The 18,794-nt window shown below is 60.1% G+C and carries 17 protein-coding genes; 7 read left to right on the top strand and 10 right to left on the bottom strand.

Features of this window, described 5'->3' with window-relative positions:
• Positions 1–126 precede the first annotated feature (126 nt).
• Positions 127–960 (top strand): PA0069 family radical SAM protein, encoded by an 834-nt coding sequence (locus V7714_RS16790; protein ID WP_335710774.1) that lies wholly within the window; start codon positions 127–129, stop codon positions 958–960.
• A 13-nt stretch (positions 961–973) separates the two neighbouring features.
• On the opposite strand, the gene V7714_RS16785 is transcribed toward V7714_RS16790, so the two are convergent.
• Complete coding sequence (locus V7714_RS16785) at positions 974–1,678, bottom strand: glutathione S-transferase N-terminal domain-containing protein (RefSeq protein WP_335710737.1); 705 nt, start codon at positions 1,676–1,678, stop codon at positions 974–976.
• 219 nt (positions 1,679–1,897) lie between these two features.
• Here V7714_RS16785 and V7714_RS16780 point away from each other — a divergent pair, with 219 nt between their 5' ends.
• Positions 1,898–2,434 (top strand): DUF1993 domain-containing protein, encoded by a 537-nt coding sequence (locus V7714_RS16780; protein ID WP_335710736.1) that lies wholly within the window; start codon positions 1,898–1,900, stop codon positions 2,432–2,434.
• Here V7714_RS16780 and V7714_RS16775 read toward each other — a convergent pair.
• The 5 genes from V7714_RS16775 to V7714_RS16755 form a co-directional block, all read right to left on the bottom strand.
• Positions 2,404–3,657, bottom strand: a complete 1,254-nt coding sequence (locus tag V7714_RS16775) for a DEAD/DEAH box helicase (RefSeq protein WP_335710735.1) — start codon at positions 3,655–3,657, stop codon at positions 2,404–2,406. The two genes, V7714_RS16780 and V7714_RS16775, sit on opposite strands and share 31 nt — an antisense overlap.
• 414 nt (positions 3,658–4,071) lie before the next feature.
• Positions 4,072–4,839 (bottom strand): substrate-binding periplasmic protein, encoded by a 768-nt coding sequence (locus V7714_RS16770; protein WP_335710734.1) that lies wholly within the window; start codon positions 4,837–4,839, stop codon positions 4,072–4,074.
• A gap of 68 nt (positions 4,840–4,907) precedes the next feature.
• Complete coding sequence (locus V7714_RS16765) at positions 4,908–5,663, bottom strand: substrate-binding periplasmic protein (RefSeq protein WP_335710733.1); 756 nt, start codon at positions 5,661–5,663, stop codon at positions 4,908–4,910.
• A gap of 19 nt (positions 5,664–5,682) precedes the next feature.
• Positions 5,683–7,212 (bottom strand): methyl-accepting chemotaxis protein, encoded by a 1,530-nt coding sequence (locus V7714_RS16760; RefSeq protein ID WP_335710732.1) that lies wholly within the window; start codon positions 7,210–7,212, stop codon positions 5,683–5,685.
• 417 nt (positions 7,213–7,629) lie between these two features.
• Positions 7,630–8,571 carry an AraC family transcriptional regulator gene (locus tag V7714_RS16755; RefSeq protein WP_335710731.1) on the bottom strand — a complete coding sequence of 314 codons (942 nt, stop codon included), beginning with the start codon at positions 8,569–8,571 and terminating at the stop codon, positions 7,630–7,632.
• Positions 8,572–8,745: 174 nt separating this feature from the next.
• On the opposite strand from V7714_RS16755, the gene V7714_RS16750 reads away from it, so the two are divergent.
• From V7714_RS16750 to fghA, 5 genes are all read left to right on the top strand, one after another.
• Positions 8,746–10,362, top strand: a complete 1,617-nt coding sequence (locus V7714_RS16750; RefSeq protein ID WP_335710730.1) for an FAD-binding oxidoreductase — start codon at positions 8,746–8,748, stop codon at positions 10,360–10,362.
• Entirely contained in the window at positions 10,350–11,933 is a 1,584-nt protein-coding gene (locus tag V7714_RS16745; RefSeq protein ID WP_335710729.1) for a glycerol-3-phosphate dehydrogenase/oxidase, read from the top strand. The genes V7714_RS16750 and V7714_RS16745 overlap by 13 nt, the downstream gene beginning before the upstream one ends.
• A complete protein-coding gene (locus V7714_RS16740; protein WP_335710728.1) occupies positions 11,930–13,492 on the top strand; it encodes an FGGY-family carbohydrate kinase in 1,563 nt (520 codons plus the stop codon). The genes V7714_RS16745 and V7714_RS16740 overlap by 4 nt, the downstream gene beginning before the upstream one ends.
• Before the next feature lie 102 nt (positions 13,493–13,594).
• The gene (locus V7714_RS16735) at positions 13,595–14,719 is read left to right on the top strand and encodes an S-(hydroxymethyl)glutathione dehydrogenase/class III alcohol dehydrogenase (RefSeq protein ID WP_442891395.1); all 1,125 of its coding nucleotides are present in this window, start codon (positions 13,595–13,597) and stop codon (positions 14,717–14,719) included.
• 19 nt (positions 14,720–14,738) lie between these two features.
• The gene (gene fghA / locus V7714_RS16730; RefSeq protein ID WP_442891405.1) at positions 14,739–15,584 is read left to right on the top strand and encodes an S-formylglutathione hydrolase; all 846 of its coding nucleotides are present in this window, start codon (positions 14,739–14,741) and stop codon (positions 15,582–15,584) included.
• Between the two features lie 552 nt (positions 15,585–16,136).
• Here the strand turns inward: fghA and V7714_RS16725 are convergent.
• The 4 genes from V7714_RS16725 to phaR form a co-directional block, all read right to left on the bottom strand.
• Positions 16,137–16,841: a helix-turn-helix transcriptional regulator gene (locus tag V7714_RS16725; RefSeq protein WP_335710726.1), complete on the bottom strand. Its 705-nt coding sequence runs from the start codon at positions 16,839–16,841 to the stop codon at positions 16,137–16,139.
• 9 nt (positions 16,842–16,850) lie between these two features.
• Positions 16,851–17,000, bottom strand: a complete 150-nt coding sequence (locus V7714_RS16720; RefSeq protein WP_335710725.1) for a hypothetical protein — start codon at positions 16,998–17,000, stop codon at positions 16,851–16,853.
• Between the two features lie 22 nt (positions 17,001–17,022).
• The gene (locus tag V7714_RS16715; protein WP_335710724.1) at positions 17,023–18,006 is read right to left on the bottom strand and encodes a helix-turn-helix domain-containing protein; all 984 of its coding nucleotides are present in this window, start codon (positions 18,004–18,006) and stop codon (positions 17,023–17,025) included.
• 185 nt (positions 18,007–18,191) lie between these two features.
• On the bottom strand, positions 18,192–18,752 hold the full coding sequence (gene phaR, locus V7714_RS16710) for a polyhydroxyalkanoate synthesis repressor PhaR (protein WP_335710723.1): 561 nt from the start codon (positions 18,750–18,752) through the stop codon (positions 18,192–18,194).
• Positions 18,753–18,794 lie beyond the last annotated feature (42 nt).

Below are 18,794 nucleotides of genomic sequence, written 5' to 3'. Positions count from 1 at the left end.
CACCTTGCGGAGACTGCGACCATGTGTCCATGAACAGATATGTCGAAGGCGATACAGGCAACAAGAATCAGCTAGGACGCCCTACGCTAGGTGTGAACAATTTAATTCTACATATAACTTTGCTGCATCTATTGTTATGCCCGCCCCAGCCATGCTTATTGGGGCTATTCGCCGGGCTTGGATTTCGAAACCAGAATTATCGCCAAGCCCAATGCAGCCGCGCTGCTCAGGGCCGAGCTGGCCAAGCCTGGCTACCAGCCCAGCAGCATCTGCATAGGCAGCAACACCGATTGTTATCAACCTGCAGAACGGGAGCTGGGGCTGACCCGGGCCGTACTGGAAGTGCTGGCAGAAACACGCCACCCCACCATGCTGTTGACCAAGAATGCCCTGATAGAGCGGGATATCGACCTGCTGGCCGACCTTGCCGGAGACGGCCTGGTGCAGGTCATGATCAGCGTTACCACCCTGGATAGAGAGCTGGCACGCAAGCTGGAGCCCCGTGCCAGCCAGCCGCTGCGCCGGATTGAGACCATCGCCAAGCTCGCGCAGGCCGGCATACCGGTAGGGGTGCTGGCGGCGCCCATGATTCCGGCACTGAATGATCATGAGATGGAGCAGATATTACAGACCTGTCAGGCAGCAGGTGCCAGCCGCGCTGGCTATGTTCTGCTGCGCCTGCCGCTGGAATTAGCCCAGCTGTTTGATGACTGGCTGGCCCAGCACTACCCCTTGAAGCGTGATCATGTATTGAGTGTGCTGCGGCAAAGTCGCGGCGGCCGCGACAACGATGCCCGGTTTGGCAAGCGTATGCGCGGCGTAGGGGTGTTTGCGGATATGCTGTCACAGCGCTTCAAGCTGGCACGCCAGCGCCTGGGGCTGGACCAGCCCACCGTGGGGCTGGATAGCAGTCTGTTCCGCCCACCCAGGCTCAACGGCCAGCTGGATCTATTTAGCTGACTGAGTGGCTACATCAGGCCTTGGCAGGTATCCCCAGGCCAGTAGCAACAGCTGGCCGTGCCACAAACGCATCCAGTGCGCGCAACACATGGGGAAAGTCGCTAACCCCTACCAGCTCGCCCGCGCCGTAATAGCCTATGAGGTTACGCACCCAGGGGAACACGGCGATATCGGCGATGGTATAGCGCTCGCCCATGATCCATTCCCTGTCCGCCAGGCGCTGGTTCAACACTGCCAACAGGCGCTTGGATTCCGCCACATAGCGATCACGCGGACGCTTGTCTTCATAATCCTTGCCGGCAAACTTGTGGAAGAAGCCCAGTTGGCCAAACATCGGGCCTATTCCCCCCATCTGGAACATCAGCCACTGTATCGTCTCGTAACGCTCAGCGGGATCAGCCGGCAGAAACTTCCCTGTCTTCTCCGCCAGGTACAGTAGGATGGCGCCCGACTCAAACAGGGCCAGGGGCCGTTCGCCCGGGCCGTGGGGGTCCAATATCGCCGGTATCTTGTTATTCGGGTTCAAGGACAAGAACGCCGGCGACATCTGGTCATTGCTCTCGAAGCTGACCAGGTGAGCCTCGTAAGGCAAGCCTGTCTCTTCCAGCATGATCGAGACTTTCACACCGTTGGGCGTGGGCAAGGAATACAGTTGCAGCCGGTCAGGATGGGATGCGGGCCACTTCTGGGTAATGGGGAAAGCCGAGAGGTCGATCATGTCTATCCTTCGGGGCAGGCCTAGCCTGCACGCCGGTTGATGATTGGAAGTAGATACAGCAGCAGTGCTCTACATCAGGGCGACCGCCTCCGCTTTCAAGCAGCACCCCGCCGCAACACTCGTTTGCGCAAGCGCTACGCAGGAGCTTGCTGGCAGCGCCAACACCCCAAATCCACCGGAATCAGCTAGATTTGCTGCCCCACACGCGACTCGGTCATCATGCAAACCACCCTCTACGACGCTTCGGTGCCAGTGTTCAGCCACTACCTGCAACAACTGGCGCACATGCTGGCGAAAGCCGCTATCCATGCCCAAGAGGATGGGTACGCGGCTGAGAAGCTGCTGACCGCGCGTCTGGCACCCGATATGTTCAACCTGGCGCAGCAGGTCGGCATCACCGCTGGCTTCAGCCTGCGCGCCTGTTACCCCTTGGCGGGCCAGGCTATCCCAAGCCTGCCAGATACCGGCAGCAGCTTTGCAGGGCTGCAGGCCTGCCTGGGCCAGACGCTGGGTTTACTGGAGTGCCTGACCCGCGAACAGATGGCGCATCCCCCCGAACTGCCCATCACCACCCAGGCAGGCCAGGCCCAGCGCCAGTTCAACCGGCACGACTATTTGCTGCACTACACCCTGCCCAACTTCTTCTTCCACCTGGGCATGGTTTACGCCATCCTGCGCCACCAGGGTGTGCCGCTCAGCAAGCAAGATTTCGACGGCCACCATGCCTATGCCCCTGGTTTTTCTTTTGTGGCATAGGCGGCAGCCTCACGCAGCTTGTCTTTCTTGCTCTTGCGCTTGCCTTTGATGCCGCCATTGCCACTGGCGTCCACCACCGCCGAGGCCTGTTGTATAGGCTCGTACCCCGCCACCACTTCGCGCCCAACCCGCAGCCCTTGCCGTTTTTCTATCAGGCGGAAGTGCGCTTCGGTATCAGCGCTGATAAAGCTCACCGCCAGGCCATCCGCCCCCGCGCGCGCCGTACGGCCTATGCGGTGGGCGTAATCCACCGCTGAACGCGGCAGATCGTAGTTCACCACCACCGGCAACTGGACAATATCAATGCCACGGGCTGCAATATCGGTTGCTACTAGCACCTGCAGCAGGCCCGCCTTGAAATCCTGCAGCACCTGCCCACGCCTACCCTGGCTAAGCTGCCCGTGCAGGGCAGCTGCGGCAATGCCGGCACGGCCCAGCTTGTCGGCCAGCCGTTCGGTAGCATGCTGGGATGCAGCAAAAACCAGCACCTGAGTCCATTGGGCCTGCTGCAGCAAATGGCGCAGCAAAGCCGTACGGCGGTTATCGTCTATCTGTATGGCACGTTGGCTGATGGCTGGCACATAGGCGGGTTCCGTCGTCAGCACGATGCGCACCGGGTTCCGCAGCAAGCGGTCGGCCAGCGCCATCACAGCCGCAGGAAAAGTCGCCGAGAAAAACAGGTTCTGCCGCTGCATAGGCATCAAGGCCAGCAACCGGCCCAGCTCATCGGCAAAATCCATGTCCAGCAGACGGTCTGCCTCATCCAGCACCAGGGTACTCAAGCTACCCAGGCTCAGCGCATTCTGCCCCAACAGATCCAGCAAGCGCCCTGGGGTGGCGATCACCACATCGGCACCGCCCCGCAAATCCATCATCTGCGGGTTGATTGATACACCACCGTAGGCAAGCACCCGCTTCAGTCGGGAACCCTGGCTCAGCTGCCCCAGCGTTTCATCCACCTGTATGGCCAATTCGCGCGTCGGCACCAGCACCAACACCTGCAAACGTCGTACCTTGCTCTCGGGCAAGGCAGACAGCTGCTGCAGCAAGGGCAGGCAGTAAGCCGCAGTCTTGCCCGATCCTGTCGGCGCCAGCCCCAACACATCACGCCCTTGCAAAACGGCCGGAATCGCCTGTTGCTGTATAGGCGTGGGCTCAGCATACTGACAGGCCGCCAGCTTCACCAGCAGCGGTTCAGTCAGGCCCAGATCGGCAAAAGACATGGTATCCCGCACTTATAAAAGGAAATGATTATACGTGCCCAAGCCAGCAATCAGGCCTAATCTTGGCAGACCTAGGCGGGAGCAGTCCCTGCCAGTTGATGCCCCAATCGGGCCAATTCAGATCGATTGTGCAGTTGGCCGCCATGGCACCTGAAAGACGAGGATGGCGCCGGGGTCGCTGCCTAGACGCAACAGCGACGCCAGGCAGGCTTGCCAGGCTGAGCATGCCCAGGTGGTGTCTTCGGCGGACAGAATACGAGAGCTGGGGTCATAGCCCTCCCCCGCCAGCGAGGCCGGCTTGCCGCCAACTGACCGCACCAATGGCATCAAACTTACTCATGTTCTGGATAACGCGGTAGAAACAACAATGCCCGGTCCAGGCCGGGCATTGGATGCCACACAAAACCGTTACAACTACTTGAAGCTGCTGACAGCCTTCTTGTACTCCGGTGATTCGCGCGCCGCCGCCACCGCATTCCAGAGTTCCTTGGCGAAGTCGGCGTTCTTGCCCACAAACTGCTTGGACAGCATCAGGTAATAGGGCTTCTCCACCAGCGGCGTGCTGACTTTCTCCACCTTGCCGGCGAATTCCGCCTGCTGTATGGAGTTGTCGCCTTCCAGGGTCTGCAATGCCACAGCCTGCAAACGCCCGGCTAGCAGTTTGCGCAGGGTATCGTCAGCGCTGCGGGTGCCATCGTCCACCCGCACACCCATGCCCTTGAGCTGATCCACAATGGAATAGCCTTGCTGGGCCCCTACTGCGCTGGTCAGGTTGGCAATGGTCTTGCCATCAAAATTGATATTGCTGCCCTTGGCCTTATACAGCGAATAGCCGTCCATCATCATGTACTTGGTGGCATCGGCTTTGTCGCTGGCGCCGGGGTAGAAGCCTACCGCCAAGCGATCGGTCTTGAAGCTGGCAGCAAAGGCGCCATCCATATTGCCCTTGCCCAAGTCATCCAGACAGCGGGCCCAGGGCGTACGCACAAATTCGATCTTCACACCCAGCTTTTGTGCCGCCATTTTCAGCTGGACAATATTGAGCCCATCCCGCCCTTCCACTACCCAGGGATAAACCTCTACATTGTCAAAGCAGAGTTTGACCGAGGCAGGCTTCTCGGCGGCTTGTACCGCCAAGCCGGCCACCGCCAGCAATCCAGCCAGAATCAGCTTTTTGCCCATTACTCACTCCTTATACTAAGCACTGGGCCGATTCTGGCCCAGCGTATTGGTGGTTACCGTGTTGACTATCAGCTGCCCAGGCGCTTGGCCATAATGGCGTTCACGTCTATTTTCTTCAGGCCCTCGTTGAAAATCTTGGCGATACGCTGGCCCTCGGCATCTTTCTTGAAGCAGATGAACAGCTTTTTGTCCTCCAGCACTTTGGCGTTCATGGCCAATTTGCCGGCAAAGGGCTTGAGTTCAGGATCGGTCTTCATCAGGTAGTTAAAGACATTGCTATCCACCACGGCCAAGTCCAAGCGCCCTGCGCCTAGCTTGACCAAGTTCTTGCCATCGTCGATAGCCACATCAACCTTCTGCTGCTTGGAGGCCACGCGTGCGTCAAACTCGGTGGTGTTCACATAGTCCTGCACCACGCCAATTTTCTTGGCGGACAGATCGTTGATGCTGTTCCAGCTGAATGGTGTATCCACGCGCTGCGCCAGGCCCAAGGGGCCGTTGCCCATGGGGTCAGACAGCGTGAATTCCTTGCGCAGGTCGGCCGAGTCGTACTCGGGAAAGTACCCCGCATAGCCTGGGTCACTCTTGCCCAGCTGCACCGCACGGCTCCACGGAAAGAACTGCACCTTCAGCTCGTAGCCCATGGCCTTGAAAGCTGCCTTGGCTACCGCCACGCTGGCACCCTGTTCGGTTAGCTTGGCGCCGGTGTACGGTGGCCATTCCAGCGATGCCAGGGTGATGGTCTTGTTGTCTGCCTGCGCAGGCAACAAGGTGGCGGCTGCGAGCAATGCGCCCAAAGCCAGGGTGAACTTGCGACGTATCATGGATGTATCCCTCATTGGTCTAAACCTTGAACTGCTCCACCGTGGCCTGCAAACGCACGGCCAGGCGGGCTACCTCCTCACTGGCAATCGTTGTCTGGCGCGAGCCATTGGCAGCCTCGCTGACAACCTTCTGTATTTCGCGGATGCTGTCGGTCACCCCCACCACCACTTCATCCTGTTGGCTGGAGGCAGCAGCGATTTCCTCGTTCAATTCGGCAATCTTGCGGGCGGACTCGGCCAGATGCTGGATCACGCCACCCGCCTCACGGGCACGCTTGAGGCCCATATCAGCCTTCTCCTTGCTGATGGACATCACCGCCACGGCACGGCTGGTACCGTTCTGCAGCTCGGTAATCACCTGCTGTATCTCGGTCGTGGAGTCGTGGGTACGGTTGGCCAGGGTGCGTACCTCGTCTGCCACCACGGCAAAGCCACGACCGGCTTCGCCCGCACGGGCAGCCTCAATCGCAGCATTCAGCGCCAGCAGGTTGGTCTGCTTGGCGATCTCATTGATCACCGACAGCACACTACCGATCTTCTCGCTATTGGTTGCCAGCTCGGCAATCACATGGGCGGCGTTCTCAACCTCGTTCGTGGCTTCACTGATGGTGCTGATGGCGGCGCTCACCACCGATTGACCCTTCTCTGCCTCGATATCGGCATAATTGGCCGCTTCGGACGCCGCACTGGTGTTCACTGATATCTCATGCACCTGCCGGCTCAGCTCACCTGCGGCCACCACCACGGCCTCACTCTCTTCCTGCTGCAACTGTATGCCGGCGCTGCTCTGCTCCATGATGCGGCTAGTCTGTTCTGCCGCTGCCGCCAGTTGTGGCGCCGTATCAGACACCTGCCGCATCACACCCTGCAATCGCTCCACAAACACATTGAATGATTGCGAGACATCGGCAAATTCGTTCTTGCCTATGATCGCCAGGCGGCGTGTCAGGTCAGCCTCGCCCGAGGCGATCTCCTTCAACGCGTTGTTGAGCCGCTTGAGCGGACGCAGTACCACGGCAGACAGCGCGGCAGACAAGGCAAGCAGCAGCACAAGGTCGGCAATCACGATCTGTACGGCCAGCACGATCATGCTCTGCCTCAGTGCGGCATCCACCGATCCCTGGTCCACATAAATCTTGGCTGTGGCGACATTCTTCTTCTGGCCATTGTCATCGAACTGCAGCTGCACCTCGCGCAGCACACCGCTGATCTTGGCATCGGCAGCCGCATTGGTAGCCTTACCATCCGAGCCCCGGGTCAGGCCACTGAGGTAATCCTTGCCATTCACCAGCTGGATACCGTTAAAGGTAGGCGAAACCATCTCCGCCTCCAGCACCTGGCCTATCTGGGTCTTGTCGAAATTCCAGATGGCAGCAGGCAGGCTCAACTGAAGCCGCACCGCCAATGCATCGGCCTGTTCCTGTAGCCCCCGCTCCAGGCGTGCCTTGCTGGTGTAGTGGTTGTAAGCCCCCATCGTTACCAGAACGAGGGTCACGATCAGTACAAAGAGAGTATTCAGCGTGGCGCTGATGCTGCGGGTAGATATCATTGCCTGCTCCCAGTCATCCCGTCCCCCAGGAAAAGTGAATTGTGTGATAACCGTTCTTAATGGCGGCTACGCGCTGATAGCACTGGCCTACTGAGCTTAGTCAGCCACGGGAAAAAACCAAGGGCAATCGCACTCCAGAGAGCAGAAGACAGCTAGGTCAACTGGCTTGCAGCAAGCCTAGCACAAGAATAAGTATATTCTTATTTTTGAATAATCAAGACCAGCCAGCTGTGCGTTTTATGACTCAGCGCCTGTGATGAATTGAAAGCCGAAGCTCAGTCAAAATGATGGCGAACAGCGGCTATGTCGGGGGGGGCTGTGACTGTCAGGGATAAGCCTGCCGGATCAGGCTGCCCCGGGGCCCAGGACCAGGGTGCCCTAGCGCCTGCCACCCCGTCCCCACCTAATGACTTGCGCTCAAAGCGGGCTCTCTGGGCGCTGGCTGCGCCCACGGAAACTACCCGGCCCTTCGCCCTGCCAGCCCTTGAAGGCGTGGTGGAAGGCCGCAGGGTCGCGATAACCCAGCAAGTAGCCAATTTCACCTATGGGCATGGCAGAACTGACCAGATAGTGCCGCGCCAGCTCGTGCCGGGTAGTATCAAGCAGATCCTGGAAGGCCATGCCGGCCTCAGTCAGCCGGCGTTGCAGGGTGCGGGTGGAGAGATGCAGGGCTTGCGCCACATCTGCCAGCTTGAGGCCGCCTTCCCCCAGGTTGTTCAGCACTACCTGCCGTACTTGCCCCACGATGGCCGGCTCGGTTTGGTGGCGCTCACGCAAGAGCGCCTCTGCATGGCCCTGCAGCAGCGGCAGCAAGCCATTGTTGGCTTGCGGTATGGGCAAGGCCAGCAGCTCCGCCGGGAACACCACTCGGTTGATCGGGCAGCCATACGCCACCTCCACCCCAGCCAGGCTGGCCAGGCTACCGCCCCTCGGTGCCGCGTGGGTAAATTCCAAGGCTAGCGGCATTACCGGACGGCCCGCCAGCCACTCTGCACAGGTCTTGATGCCAGAGAACACCGATTCGGCCAAGGCACCGGCCACCGCATGCGAGGCCATGTCATTGCGCCAGCTATAAACCGCCACACCCTCTTGCTGCAACAGGCTAGACCGCCCCAGGTCATGCACCAGCGCCTCAAACCGCAATACCTGCTCCAGCGCCAAACCCAGGGTGGGGCAAGCCAGCAGCAGGATGCCATTGACGCCATAGGTGGTCGGCTTGACCTGCTGCCCCAGGCGCCAGCCAAACAAGGGATCCGTGGCGGCCAGTGCTGCCTCGAACATCGCCAGGTAATCGGCCAGCGGCATGTCTGCCTCACCCTGCGGCATGGGCGCAGCAGCCAGCAATAGTGACTCGGGCACCCCCTCATTGCGCGCAGCGTCCCATAGCGTGCGGGCATAAGGCGCCACCACGCGCGGATTTGGCGCGATAGCACAAGCGATTGGCGGAATAACGAAATGGCTGGGCGGCATCACTGAACTAGAGTACTGACAGATAAACAATCCGCATCGTGCGGGAGATTGGGAGCATAAGCCATGCGACGCTGGAACGGTTGGGGAGAAACCACCACCACCATGAACCTGAGCGACAAGGCCACCACCATGTTGCTGGAAAAGCTGGGCCCTGGCCGGCCACAACAGGATGTCGAGCAGCAGGCCTTGCTGGCGGCCATCCCGCCCTCCCGCCTGCCGGCACACCCCTTGATCCGTACCGACCCAGTCGTACGGCTCAGCGTGGCGCTGGGCGAGAGCTACCCCGACTGGCTACGCAAGCGCTGCGGCACCACACCTACCGTGCCCGATGGCGTGTCCTACCCCGAGACCAGCGAGCAGGTACAGGAACTGCTGGCAATGGCACAGCTAGCAGACTGGATCGTCATCCCCTTTGCCGGCGGCACCAGCGTGGCCGGTCACCTCGATTGCCCTGTATCACCACGCCCGGTCTTGTCGCTGAACCTGACGCGAATGAACCGGCTGCTGCATCTCGATACCGTCAGCCAGCTCGCCACCTTTGGCGCCGGCACGGCTGGCCCCGTACTCGAAGCCCAGTTGCGTGCCCAAGGCTATACCCTGGGTCACTTCCCGCAATCGTTCGAATACTCCACCGTCGGCGGTTGGGTCGTCACCCGATCATCGGGGCAGCAGTCGCTGCGCTATGGGCGCATCGAACAATTGTTTGCCGGCGGCCGTATGGAAACCCCCATTGGCACGCTCAATATGCCCACTCTGCCCGCCTCCAGCGCCGGCCCGGACCTGCGTGAGCTGGTATTGGGTTCAGAGGGCCGCTTTGGGGTGCTGACCGAGGCAGTCATGCGAGTCACACCGTTGGCCGGCCACGAGAGCTTCCATGGCCTGTTCTTCCCCGATTGGGATGCGGCAGAAGCAGCCGTACGGCAGTTGGTGCAGATGAAACTGCCTCTCTCCATGCTGCGGCTCTCCAATGCCATCGAAACCGAAACCAATCTGGCCCTGGCTGGGCACGCCAACCTGATCGCCTGGCTGGAACGCTACCTGGGCTGGCGCGGCTGCCGTAACGAAAAATGCCTGCTGATGCTGGGCCTGACCGCCACACCCGCTACCGCCAGGCACGCACTGGCCGAGGCCAAGCGGCTTACTCGGCAGCATGGCGGTGTCTACATCGGCCGCAGCCTGGGCGACCGCTGGGCGCAGAACCGCTTCAAGGGCCCATATCTGCGCAACACCCTGTGGGAACACGGCTACAGCGCCGACACCATAGAAACCGCTGTGGACTGGCCACGCGTCAAACCCCTGATGCTGGCCATGGAACAAGCCGCCCGCGACGCCTTTGCCGAGGACGGTGAGCGGGTGCATGCCTTTACCCACCTCTCCCATCTCTACGCACAGGGCAGTAGCATCTACTCCACCTTTGTCTGGCCCACGGCAGCGGGCGGCTACGACGCCAACATGGCCCGCTGGAAGCGCTACAAGGCCAGGGTCTCGGAAGCGATTGTGGCGCATGGCGGCACCATCAGCCATCAGCACGGCGTGGGCCGCGATCACGCCCCTTACCTCGCTGCCGAGAAAGGCCCGTTGGGTATGGCTACGCTGACCGAACTGTGCCGCCACTTCGACCCCAAGGGCATCATGAATCCGGGCAAGCTGTTGCAGGATGGCGGACCGTGGAACGTCTGAGCCGCCAGGACAAGCTGAGCCGACTGGGCATCACCGATTGGGACCTGCTGGTCATCGGCGGTGGCATCAGCGGTGCCGGTGTGCTGCGCGAGGCGGCCCGACTGGGCTGGAAAGTCCTGCTGATCGAGCAGCGGGACTTCGCCTGGGGCACCTCCAGCCGCTCCTCCAAGCTGGTGCACGGCGGCCTGCGCTACCTCAAGGAAGGGCAGTTCCGCACCACCTTGCATTCGGTGCATGAACGGCAGCGCCTGATGCGTGAGGCACCAGAGCTGATCGAGCCGCAAAGCTTTCTGTTTGCCGACTGCAAAGGCCGGCAGCCGGGCCGCTGGCTGTTCCAGCTGGGCCTGGCCATCTACGACCACATGGCGGGAGAAAACAGCCACGCCTATTGCAGCAGCCAGGCCGTCGCTCAACTGGCCCCAGGGTTGGCACCCGACAAGCTGCGAGGTGGCATGGTCTACCGCGATGCCAAGACCGACGATGCCAGGCTGGTCTGGCGGGTGCTGGAAGAAGCCGAGCATGATGGCGGCATCGCCATCAACTACCTGGCCGCCCGCACCCCCATCATTGCGCACGGCCAGTTGGCAGGCATGGTGCTGGAAGACCTGGAAACCGGGAAGCAAATCGCCGTGCAGGCTCGCACCGTGATCAATGCCACCGGTGCCTGGGCCGACCGCCTGCGCGCCAGCCTGGGCCGCAAGCCCATGTTGCGCCCCTTGCGCGGCAGCCATCTGGTCATTCCCTTCTGGCGCCTGCCGGTCGCCCAGGCGGTCAGCCTGATGCACCCACGCGACGGTCGACCAGTGTTCTTCTACCCTTGGGAAGGCGCCACCCTGATCGGCACCACCGACCTGGACCATGCCGGCGATCTCGATACCGAAGCCAGCATTACCGATGCCGAAGTCGACTACCTGCTGGCGGCAGTCAACGACCAGTTCCCCGCCGTCCAGCTAGGCCGGGCCGATGTCTCAGCCTGCTATGCCGGCGTGCGCCCGGTGGTGGATGAAGGTGGCAGCAGCCCATCCAGCGCCGGCCGCGACCATGTGGTACTAGATGAGCAAGGACTGATCACCCTGACGGGTGGCAAACTCACCACCTTCCGCCTGATGGCGCAAGATGCGCTGGCACTGGCCGCCAAGCGCATGGGGCGGCCGTACCAGCCCAGCACAGCCCCGGTTTTCAGTGCCGCCAGCAGCCTGCCGCCGCAGTTGGCAGGAGCCATGGCCCAGCGCTTGCGCGCGCGCTATGGCCCGCACGCTGCCGAGGTCGCCGATGCCGCCACAGCCGATACCCTGGCCTTTGTGCCCGGCACCCATACCCTGTGGCAGGAACTCCAACGCGCCGCCAGGGCGGAGTCTGTGGTTCACCTTGATGATCTATTGCTACGGCGCACCCGGCTGGGCATCTTGCTGCCCCGTGGGGGGCTGGATCATCAGGCCCGTATACGCGCCCTGTGCCAGCCCGAACTAGGCTGGACCGATGCACACTGGGAGGCAGAGCTGCTGCGCTATCAGCAGTTGATCGCCCGCCACTACAGCCTGCCACCCACCAGAACCGAAAGCGCACCATGAGCAACGATTACCTGCTCGCCATCGATAACGGCACACAAAGCGTCCGGGCGCTGTTGTTCGACCTGCACGGCAACCTGGTCGATAAAGCCCAGGTCAGCATCGATACCTATCAATCGCCCCAACCGGGCTGGGTAGAGAACGACCCCGAAGACTTCTGGCACGCCCTTAGCCGCGCCTGCCAGCACCTGTGGGCCAATACCAGCGTGCCCAAATCCGCCATAAGGGGTGTGGTCATCACCACCCAGCGTGGCACAGTGGTCAACCTGGACGCTGACGGCAAGCCACTGCGCCCGGCCATCCTGTGGCTGGATCAGCGCCGTGCCGACAAACTGCCCAAGCTCTCCTGGTGGTGGCGGCTGCTGTTCCGCGCCATTGGCATGCACAACACCCTGCGACATTTCCTGCACGAGGCCGAGGCCAACTGGATAGCCCAGCATCAGCCAGATATCTGGGCTCGCACCCACAAATTCCTGCTGCTCTCGGGCTATCTCAACTACCGCTTTACCGGCCGCTATGTCGATGCGATAGGCAGCCAGGTCGGCTATGTGCCCTTTGACTACAAAAAAGGCTGCTGGGCCCCCAGGCATGACTGGAAATGGCAAGCCATGCCCATCTCGCCCTGCATGCTGCCCGAGCTTGCCGCCAGCGGTACCATCATAGGCAAGGTCACGGCGCAGACCGCCGCCGATACCGGCATACCCGAAGGCCTGCCCGTCATCGCCGGTGCAGCCGACAAAGCCTGCGAAGTCCTGGGCGCCGGCTGCATCAGCCCGGAGACAGCCTGCTTGTCCTTCGGCACCGCCGCCACCATCAATACCACCACCGAGCGCTACGTCGAGGCCACGCCCTTTGTGCCACCCTACCCTGCTGCGCTGCCCGGCCACTACAACACCGAAGTACAGATTACCCGTGGCTTCTGGATGGTGAGCTGGTTCAAGGAACAATTCGGCCTGCAGGAGCGCCTGACTGCCGAGAGCAGCGGTGTCGCCGTCGAAAGCCTGTTTGATGATCTGGTCAACGCCGTGCCTCCCGGCGCCCAAGGACTGATGCTGCAACCCTTCTGGAACCCCGGCATCAAGGTGCCCGGCCCCGAGGCCAAAGGCGCCATCATCGGCTTTGGCGACGTCCACACCCGTGCCCACCTCTACCGCGCCATCCTGGAAGGCCTGGCCTACGCACTACGCGAAGCCGGCGAGCGCATCGCCACGCGCAGTGGCGTCGCCATCAAACGTGTACGCATCTCAGGTGGCGGCTCACAAAGCGACGCCGCCATGCAGATCACCGCCGACGTATTCAACCTGCCGTGCGAACGCCCCCATCTATACGAAACCAGCGGCCTGGGCGCTGCCATCCTCGGCGCGGTTGCACTCGGCCTGCACCCTGATTTCGATACCGCCATCCACAACATGACCCGTGTAGGCAAGGTATTCGAGCCCGTGGCCGAGCACGCCGCCATCTACCAGCAGCTCTACCCCAGGGTGTACAAACGGATGTACGAACGCCTGCAACCGCTCTACCACGCCATACGCGAGATAACAGGGTATCCGCGCCGGGCATAGGCGGCATCTTGCGGTGTGGCCATCATCCAGAAAGTCGCTAGACCACCAGCCCAGGTCAGTTCCCATTAGAATCTGGCCATTCCCTCCCACTGAGGCACCACCATGAAGATGATCAAAACCCGTGCAGCCGTTGCCTGGGCCCCCAATCAGCCCCTGAGCATCGAAGAGGTCGATCTGATGCCGCCACAGAAAGGCGAGGTGCTGGTGCGCATCGTAGCCAGCGGTGTCTGCCACACTGATGCCTACACGCTCGAAGGCAAGGATTCCGAAGGCGTCTTTCCAGCCATCCTTGGGCACGAAGGCGCCGGCATCGTCGAGGCACTGGGTGAAGGCGTCAGCAGCGTGGCCGTGGGTGACCATGTTATTCCGCTCTACACCCCGGAATGCCGTGAATGCAAGTTCTGTAAATCGGGCAAGACCAATCTCTGCCAGGCTATCCGAGCCACCCAGGGCAAAGGTTTGATGCCAGATGGGACGACCAGGTTCTACAAGGACGGCAAGCCCATCTACCACTACATGGGTACCTCCACCTTCTCCGAATACACCGTGGTGCCCGAAATTGCCCTCGCCAAGGTCAACCCCGAAGCACCACTGGAAGAAATCTGTCTGCTGGGCTGCGGTGTCACTACTGGCATGGGGGCTGTCATCAATACCGCCAAGGTCAAGCAAGGCGATACCGTAGCCATCTTCGGCCTGGGTGGCATTGGCCTCTCAGCCGTGATCGGCGCCCGCATGGCTGGCGCCAGCCGCATCATCGGCATAGATATCAATACCGATAAATTTGCCCTGGCCAAACAACTTGGCGCGACCGACCTCATCAACCCCAAGGATTTCGACAAGCCCATACAGGATGTCATTGTCGAGATGACCAGTGGTGGCGTGGACTTCTCGTTCGAGTGCATAGGCAACGTCAACGTCATGCGCTCGGCCCTGGAGTGCTGCCACAAGGGTTGGGGGGAGTCCGTCATCATTGGTGTGGCCGAAGCAGGCGCCGAAATTGCCACCCGCCCCTTCCAGCTGGTAACCGGCCGAGTCTGGCGCGGCTCCGCCTTTGGTGGCGTGCGTGGCCGCACCGAGTTGCCGCAGTATGTCGAGCGCTACCTGGCCGGCGAATTCCGGTTGGATGATTTCATCACCCATACCATGCCGCTCGAGGAGATCAACACCGCCTTCGAGCTGATGCACGCAGGTAAGTCCATCCGCTCCGTCATCCATTACGCCAAGTAAGACTAGCATGAGCCATGCCCTGGAACAGATCGCCAGCTTTCGCGCCTTTGGTGGCTGGCACAAGCGCTTTCGCCACCATAGCACCAGCACCGGTACCAGCATGACCTTTGCCATCTACCTGCCACCGCAGTGTGATCAGGGCGCCAAGGTAGATGTGCTGTACTGGCTGTCCGGCCTGACCTGCACCGACGACAACTTCGCCACCAAGGCCGGTGCGCAGCGCATGGCCGCCGAACTGGGCATAGCCATCGTAATGCCGGACACCAGCCCCCGTGGCACTGAGGTGGCAGACGACGATAGCTACGATCTGGGCCAAGGCGCCGGTTTCTACCTGAACGCCACCCAAGCACCCTGGGCTGCCCACTACCGCATGTACGACTACGTGGCGGAGGAATTACCCGCACTGATAGAGCGTGAGTTCCCGGTTACGCTACGGCGCAGCATCTGCGGCCACTCCATGGGCGGCCACGGTGCGCTGATGATTGCCCTGCGCAACCCAGGCCGCTATGCCGCAGCATCAGCCTTCGCCCCCATCTGCCAGCCGACGACCAGCCCATGGGGACAAAAGGCATTCACCGCATACCTGGGTGACGATAGAACAACTTGGCAAGACTACGACAGCTGCCACCTGCTGCAACATGCCCAGCACGCCCTGCCGCTATTGATAGACCAGGGCGAGCAGGACAACTTCCTGCCCACCCAGCTTAAGCCACAGATACTGGCCGACATCGCCCAGGCACGGGGCTGGCCCATCACCTTGCGTGTGCAGCCCGGCTACGACCATAGCTATTACTTTATTGCGAGCTTTATCGAAGATCATCTGCGCTTTCATGCGCACTGGCTGGGGGAGGTTGCTGAGGGGTAGTTCCAAACAAGCAGTTTTTACCAAATGAAGGTCAGGTAGCACCGTATAGTGTGCTGAAAAGGGCTGGTACAAAGGGGGATAATATTACACCTCACCACATTCCTTCTGATAATCACATGGCACAGCACGGTGTTAGTAAGAGTGATGATATTTCCATTAATATGGAGCAACCTCATCCGGAAGTCGGAGGGCGACATAGGCAAACCTTTACCTACGGGACTGCCGCTGACATCGACTTGGCACCATGTGACGCATTAGCTGCTGGTGTGTGGGATGCTCGGCGAGTTTATCAACAAGATGGGCTCCTTTGCCCTTCATGCTAACTAATTCCTGGTAGCGCTGCGTGTGGAAAGGTCACACATTGCATATAGATCCAAGGATGACTGAGTCTTGAATGTAAGGAATTGATTCGAAATAAATCAATTCCTTGCTCCAAGCAAGACAGTTGATGCCCGTATTCGCTAGGACTGTCGCATTCAGTGGCAAGAATACCTGAGTTTGGGTGCCATCTCGGAGCATCAACGCAGCGTTTTATTGCTACGGCCCCACCTATCAAACCGCCCCTAGCGCACCATAGCGCGCCGCGACCATACTGGCCTGTATGTAATTCCCTGCGCCAATTTTCTCGGTAGCACTTTGTAGCAATTGCCGCGCCGCAAGATAAGAGATATGCAATCGCTCTGCAATTTCAATCGCAGAATAACCAAAGCCAAACACCCATTTAAGCGCTTCCAATTCGGTCTTGCTTAAATCGGCTTCGATCTGGTCTTGCGTATCGAACAGGGTAATGACTGTCCCTGCCAGCATGTCGGTAAAATAAGCCAGCTGTTTGGCCTGGGTGATCTGCTGTTCCAGCGTACCATCGAAGGCTGCATCGCGATCCATGCTCAGCATCATGCGCCGCCGGCCACCGGGGCGTGCAGCATGCACCACACCATTGTGTATGCCTATCGAGTTACCCAGCTCCCATAAATCCGCCGCGCCCGCCGAAGCGTAGGTCTCTGCTGTCCATATAATAGTTTTGGGCGCCGTGGTGGCTACCACTTCAGTCGTCACTGGATCTCTTGCCACAACAGTACCGGCATCCCAGGTACGACTTGGCATGCGATCTATCCAGAACGGTGTGTTGGATAGTGTCGGATTGACATAACCCAGCATAAAATTGCGGAAGCCCAGCTCACTCGCCATGGCAGAAATCTGGTCAGCCAGCTCATCCGCCAGCCTCACATGCCCCAACGAGTCGCGCAGTGCTTCCATGGCCAAACTTTATACGCCTGGGTTGATGATAGGCTGCGGCGTATCGCCCTGTGGCTGCACAAGCCCAGCGGGTGCTTGCTCCTTAGGCTGTTCTGTAGCGGGGCTAGGGGTAGTGACGCCGAGCAGGTTGATCAGCAACAGGATAAAGAGTTCAATCACGACTATTCCTTTGTCTAAGGGGTTAAACCAGTCTACGTATCATACCGAGCACATCGGCCAACTGGATGGAGCAAAAATAGTGGCCTTCGATTAGGCGGGGCTGCGGAGGTTCCGCGCACAACACGAGCGCAGGCACGTAGCGGCCACAGGCTGCACGAACAGCTTGAACAAACACCGGCCAGTCCGACAGTGACTCATGCACGATCAGGAGGTTGGGGGCCTGCTTGAACTGCTCAGCCACCTGCGAGTCACCCTCCACATGCCAGATATCGAACTGGCGTAGCAAAGCGCGCGTCGCTTCATAGCGGGCATAGCTGGGGTTGCTGTCCAAGTCTGCCATCGCGCGGGCAGCAGACTGGGCGATCATCTGCAGGGGCGAGCGCTGCATGGCCTCCAGCAGCGCCGTACCAGAGGCATATTCTACCGTCTGGCAATGATACAGTTGCAGTTTCGTCGCAAGTTCGTTGGAGAGTGGTGCGCGGCCAGGCAAGCACACCGCGATACGCGGTTCAGTCTTGCGGGTCTCGCACAGCGAATCCACATAATAGGCCACGTGCGCCGTTTCACGTGGGCCGCTACCGCAGGCCTCCAGCCGCCAGAAACGCCCTTCCCCTGGCCTGCACACCATGGCGCTGGCCTTATCTGTAGGCAAGGGGTGCAAGGATATCCAGGCTCGCCCCTGGCATTCCGTCCCGTTCACCGAGATCAGGCAATCCACCATCTGTGTTCCCTCGATCACCGGCGCCAGCAAGACCGAAGGGGGTACCGCGAATGCCTGGCAGATGGCCATCATGTCTTCGACATTGCGAACCCCATCGCTGCTCCAGCGACTCACCGTCTTCTTGTCTACGTTCAGCGCATTCGCCAGCGTGCTGGCATGTCGACGGGGGTTGGGCTCTTCGCGGTAGAGCAGCGAGGTGATCCGCTGATAGATGAGCGCAGGCTCTGGCAGCTCGGTGAGCCCAGATAGCGCGGCGCTTGGCTGTGGTAGGACAGGGCTATTCATGACTAGGGATGTTACATCGCTCATGGACACTCCATAGGGCTCAGTAAGAGGCAAGGTACTTTCAAACCCCCTGCTGTTGCTTTTACGCTAGCAAGCCGCACACCGATACCCAAACGGGGTAGTCGGCAACAAAAAAGGCGCATCCGCAGACACGCCTTTTGCTCATCCGCTGCGCGGATTGATCTCTATTTTTTATCACTGCTACCCGGAGGAAAGCCAAATCCAGTCCACATGTTCTTGGTGCGGTCCTGCAGCTGCTGCTGCATTTCCACGAACATATTGGTGCTTTGCTCCAGATAGCTGGTCATCATGTTCTGCATGGCCGGGGCCTGGAACTTCATGAAATCCCCCCAGAGATTGGCATTCCCTGCCAAGGGATTCTCACCCTGACCGTAAACCGTCTTCGATTGCTCCTGCAGGCGCTGTTGCATCTGGCTGAACAACTGCAGGTTCTTCTCCAGGTAGTTGCCCATCAGCCCCTGCATGGCATGGCCGTAGAAGCGGATGATCTGGGTCAGTACGTCGTAGGTAAACATGGGCGCCCCGCCGCTCTCTTCTTCGAGAATGATCTGGAGCAACACGCTACGGGTGATGTCTTCGTGAGTCTTGGCGTCTTCCACCACGATTTCGACGTTTTCAAGTACCAGTTGTTTGACATCCTCAAGCGTGATGTAGCAGCTGGTGGCAGTATCGTAGAGGCGTCGATTGGGGTACTTCTTGATCACGCGCTTTGGGGTATCGGCCAAGTTTGTCTCCGTATTTTTCTGTGAATCAATCACTTAGCGAGC

Origin of the sequence: Chitinimonas sp. JJ19, from assembly GCF_036961565.1 — a bacterium.
GTDB lineage: Bacteria > Pseudomonadota > Gammaproteobacteria > Burkholderiales > Chitinimonadaceae > Chitinimonas.
The sequence above is the reverse complement of the archived record's forward strand: the minus strand, read 5'-3'. Positions and strand labels throughout refer to the sequence as shown.

Excerpts from the sequence above, each read along its gene's own strand:
- V7714_RS16765 (WP_335710733.1), bottom strand. The coding sequence starts at position 5,663 with ATGATACGTCGCAAGTTCACCCTGGCTTTGGGCGCATTGCTCGCAGCC.
- V7714_RS16785 (WP_335710737.1), bottom strand. The coding sequence starts at position 1,678 with ATGATCGACCTCTCGGCTTTCCCCATTACCCAGAAGTGGCCCGCATCC.
- V7714_RS16735 (WP_442891395.1), top strand. The coding sequence starts at position 13,595 with ATGAAGATGATCAAAACCCGTGCAGCCGTTGCCTGGGCCCCCAATCAG.
- V7714_RS16770 (WP_335710734.1), bottom strand. The coding sequence starts at position 4,839 with ATGGGCAAAAAGCTGATTCTGGCTGGATTGCTGGCGGTGGCCGGCTTG.
- V7714_RS16750 (WP_335710730.1), top strand. The coding sequence starts at position 8,746 with ATGCGACGCTGGAACGGTTGGGGAGAAACCACCACCACCATGAACCTG.
- V7714_RS16775 (WP_335710735.1), bottom strand. The coding sequence starts at position 3,657 with ATGTCTTTTGCCGATCTGGGCCTGACTGAACCGCTGCTGGTGAAGCTG.
- V7714_RS16780 (WP_335710736.1), top strand. The coding sequence starts at position 1,898 with ATGCAAACCACCCTCTACGACGCTTCGGTGCCAGTGTTCAGCCACTAC.
- V7714_RS16715 (WP_335710724.1), bottom strand. The coding sequence starts at position 18,006 with ATGAATAGCCCTGTCCTACCACAGCCAAGCGCCGCGCTATCTGGGCTC.
- V7714_RS16725 (WP_335710726.1), bottom strand. The coding sequence starts at position 16,841 with ATGGAAGCACTGCGCGACTCGTTGGGGCATGTGAGGCTGGCGGATGAG.
- V7714_RS16760 (WP_335710732.1), bottom strand. The coding sequence starts at position 7,212 with ATGATATCTACCCGCAGCATCAGCGCCACGCTGAATACTCTCTTTGTA.
- V7714_RS16740 (WP_335710728.1), top strand. The coding sequence starts at position 11,930 with ATGAGCAACGATTACCTGCTCGCCATCGATAACGGCACACAAAGCGTC.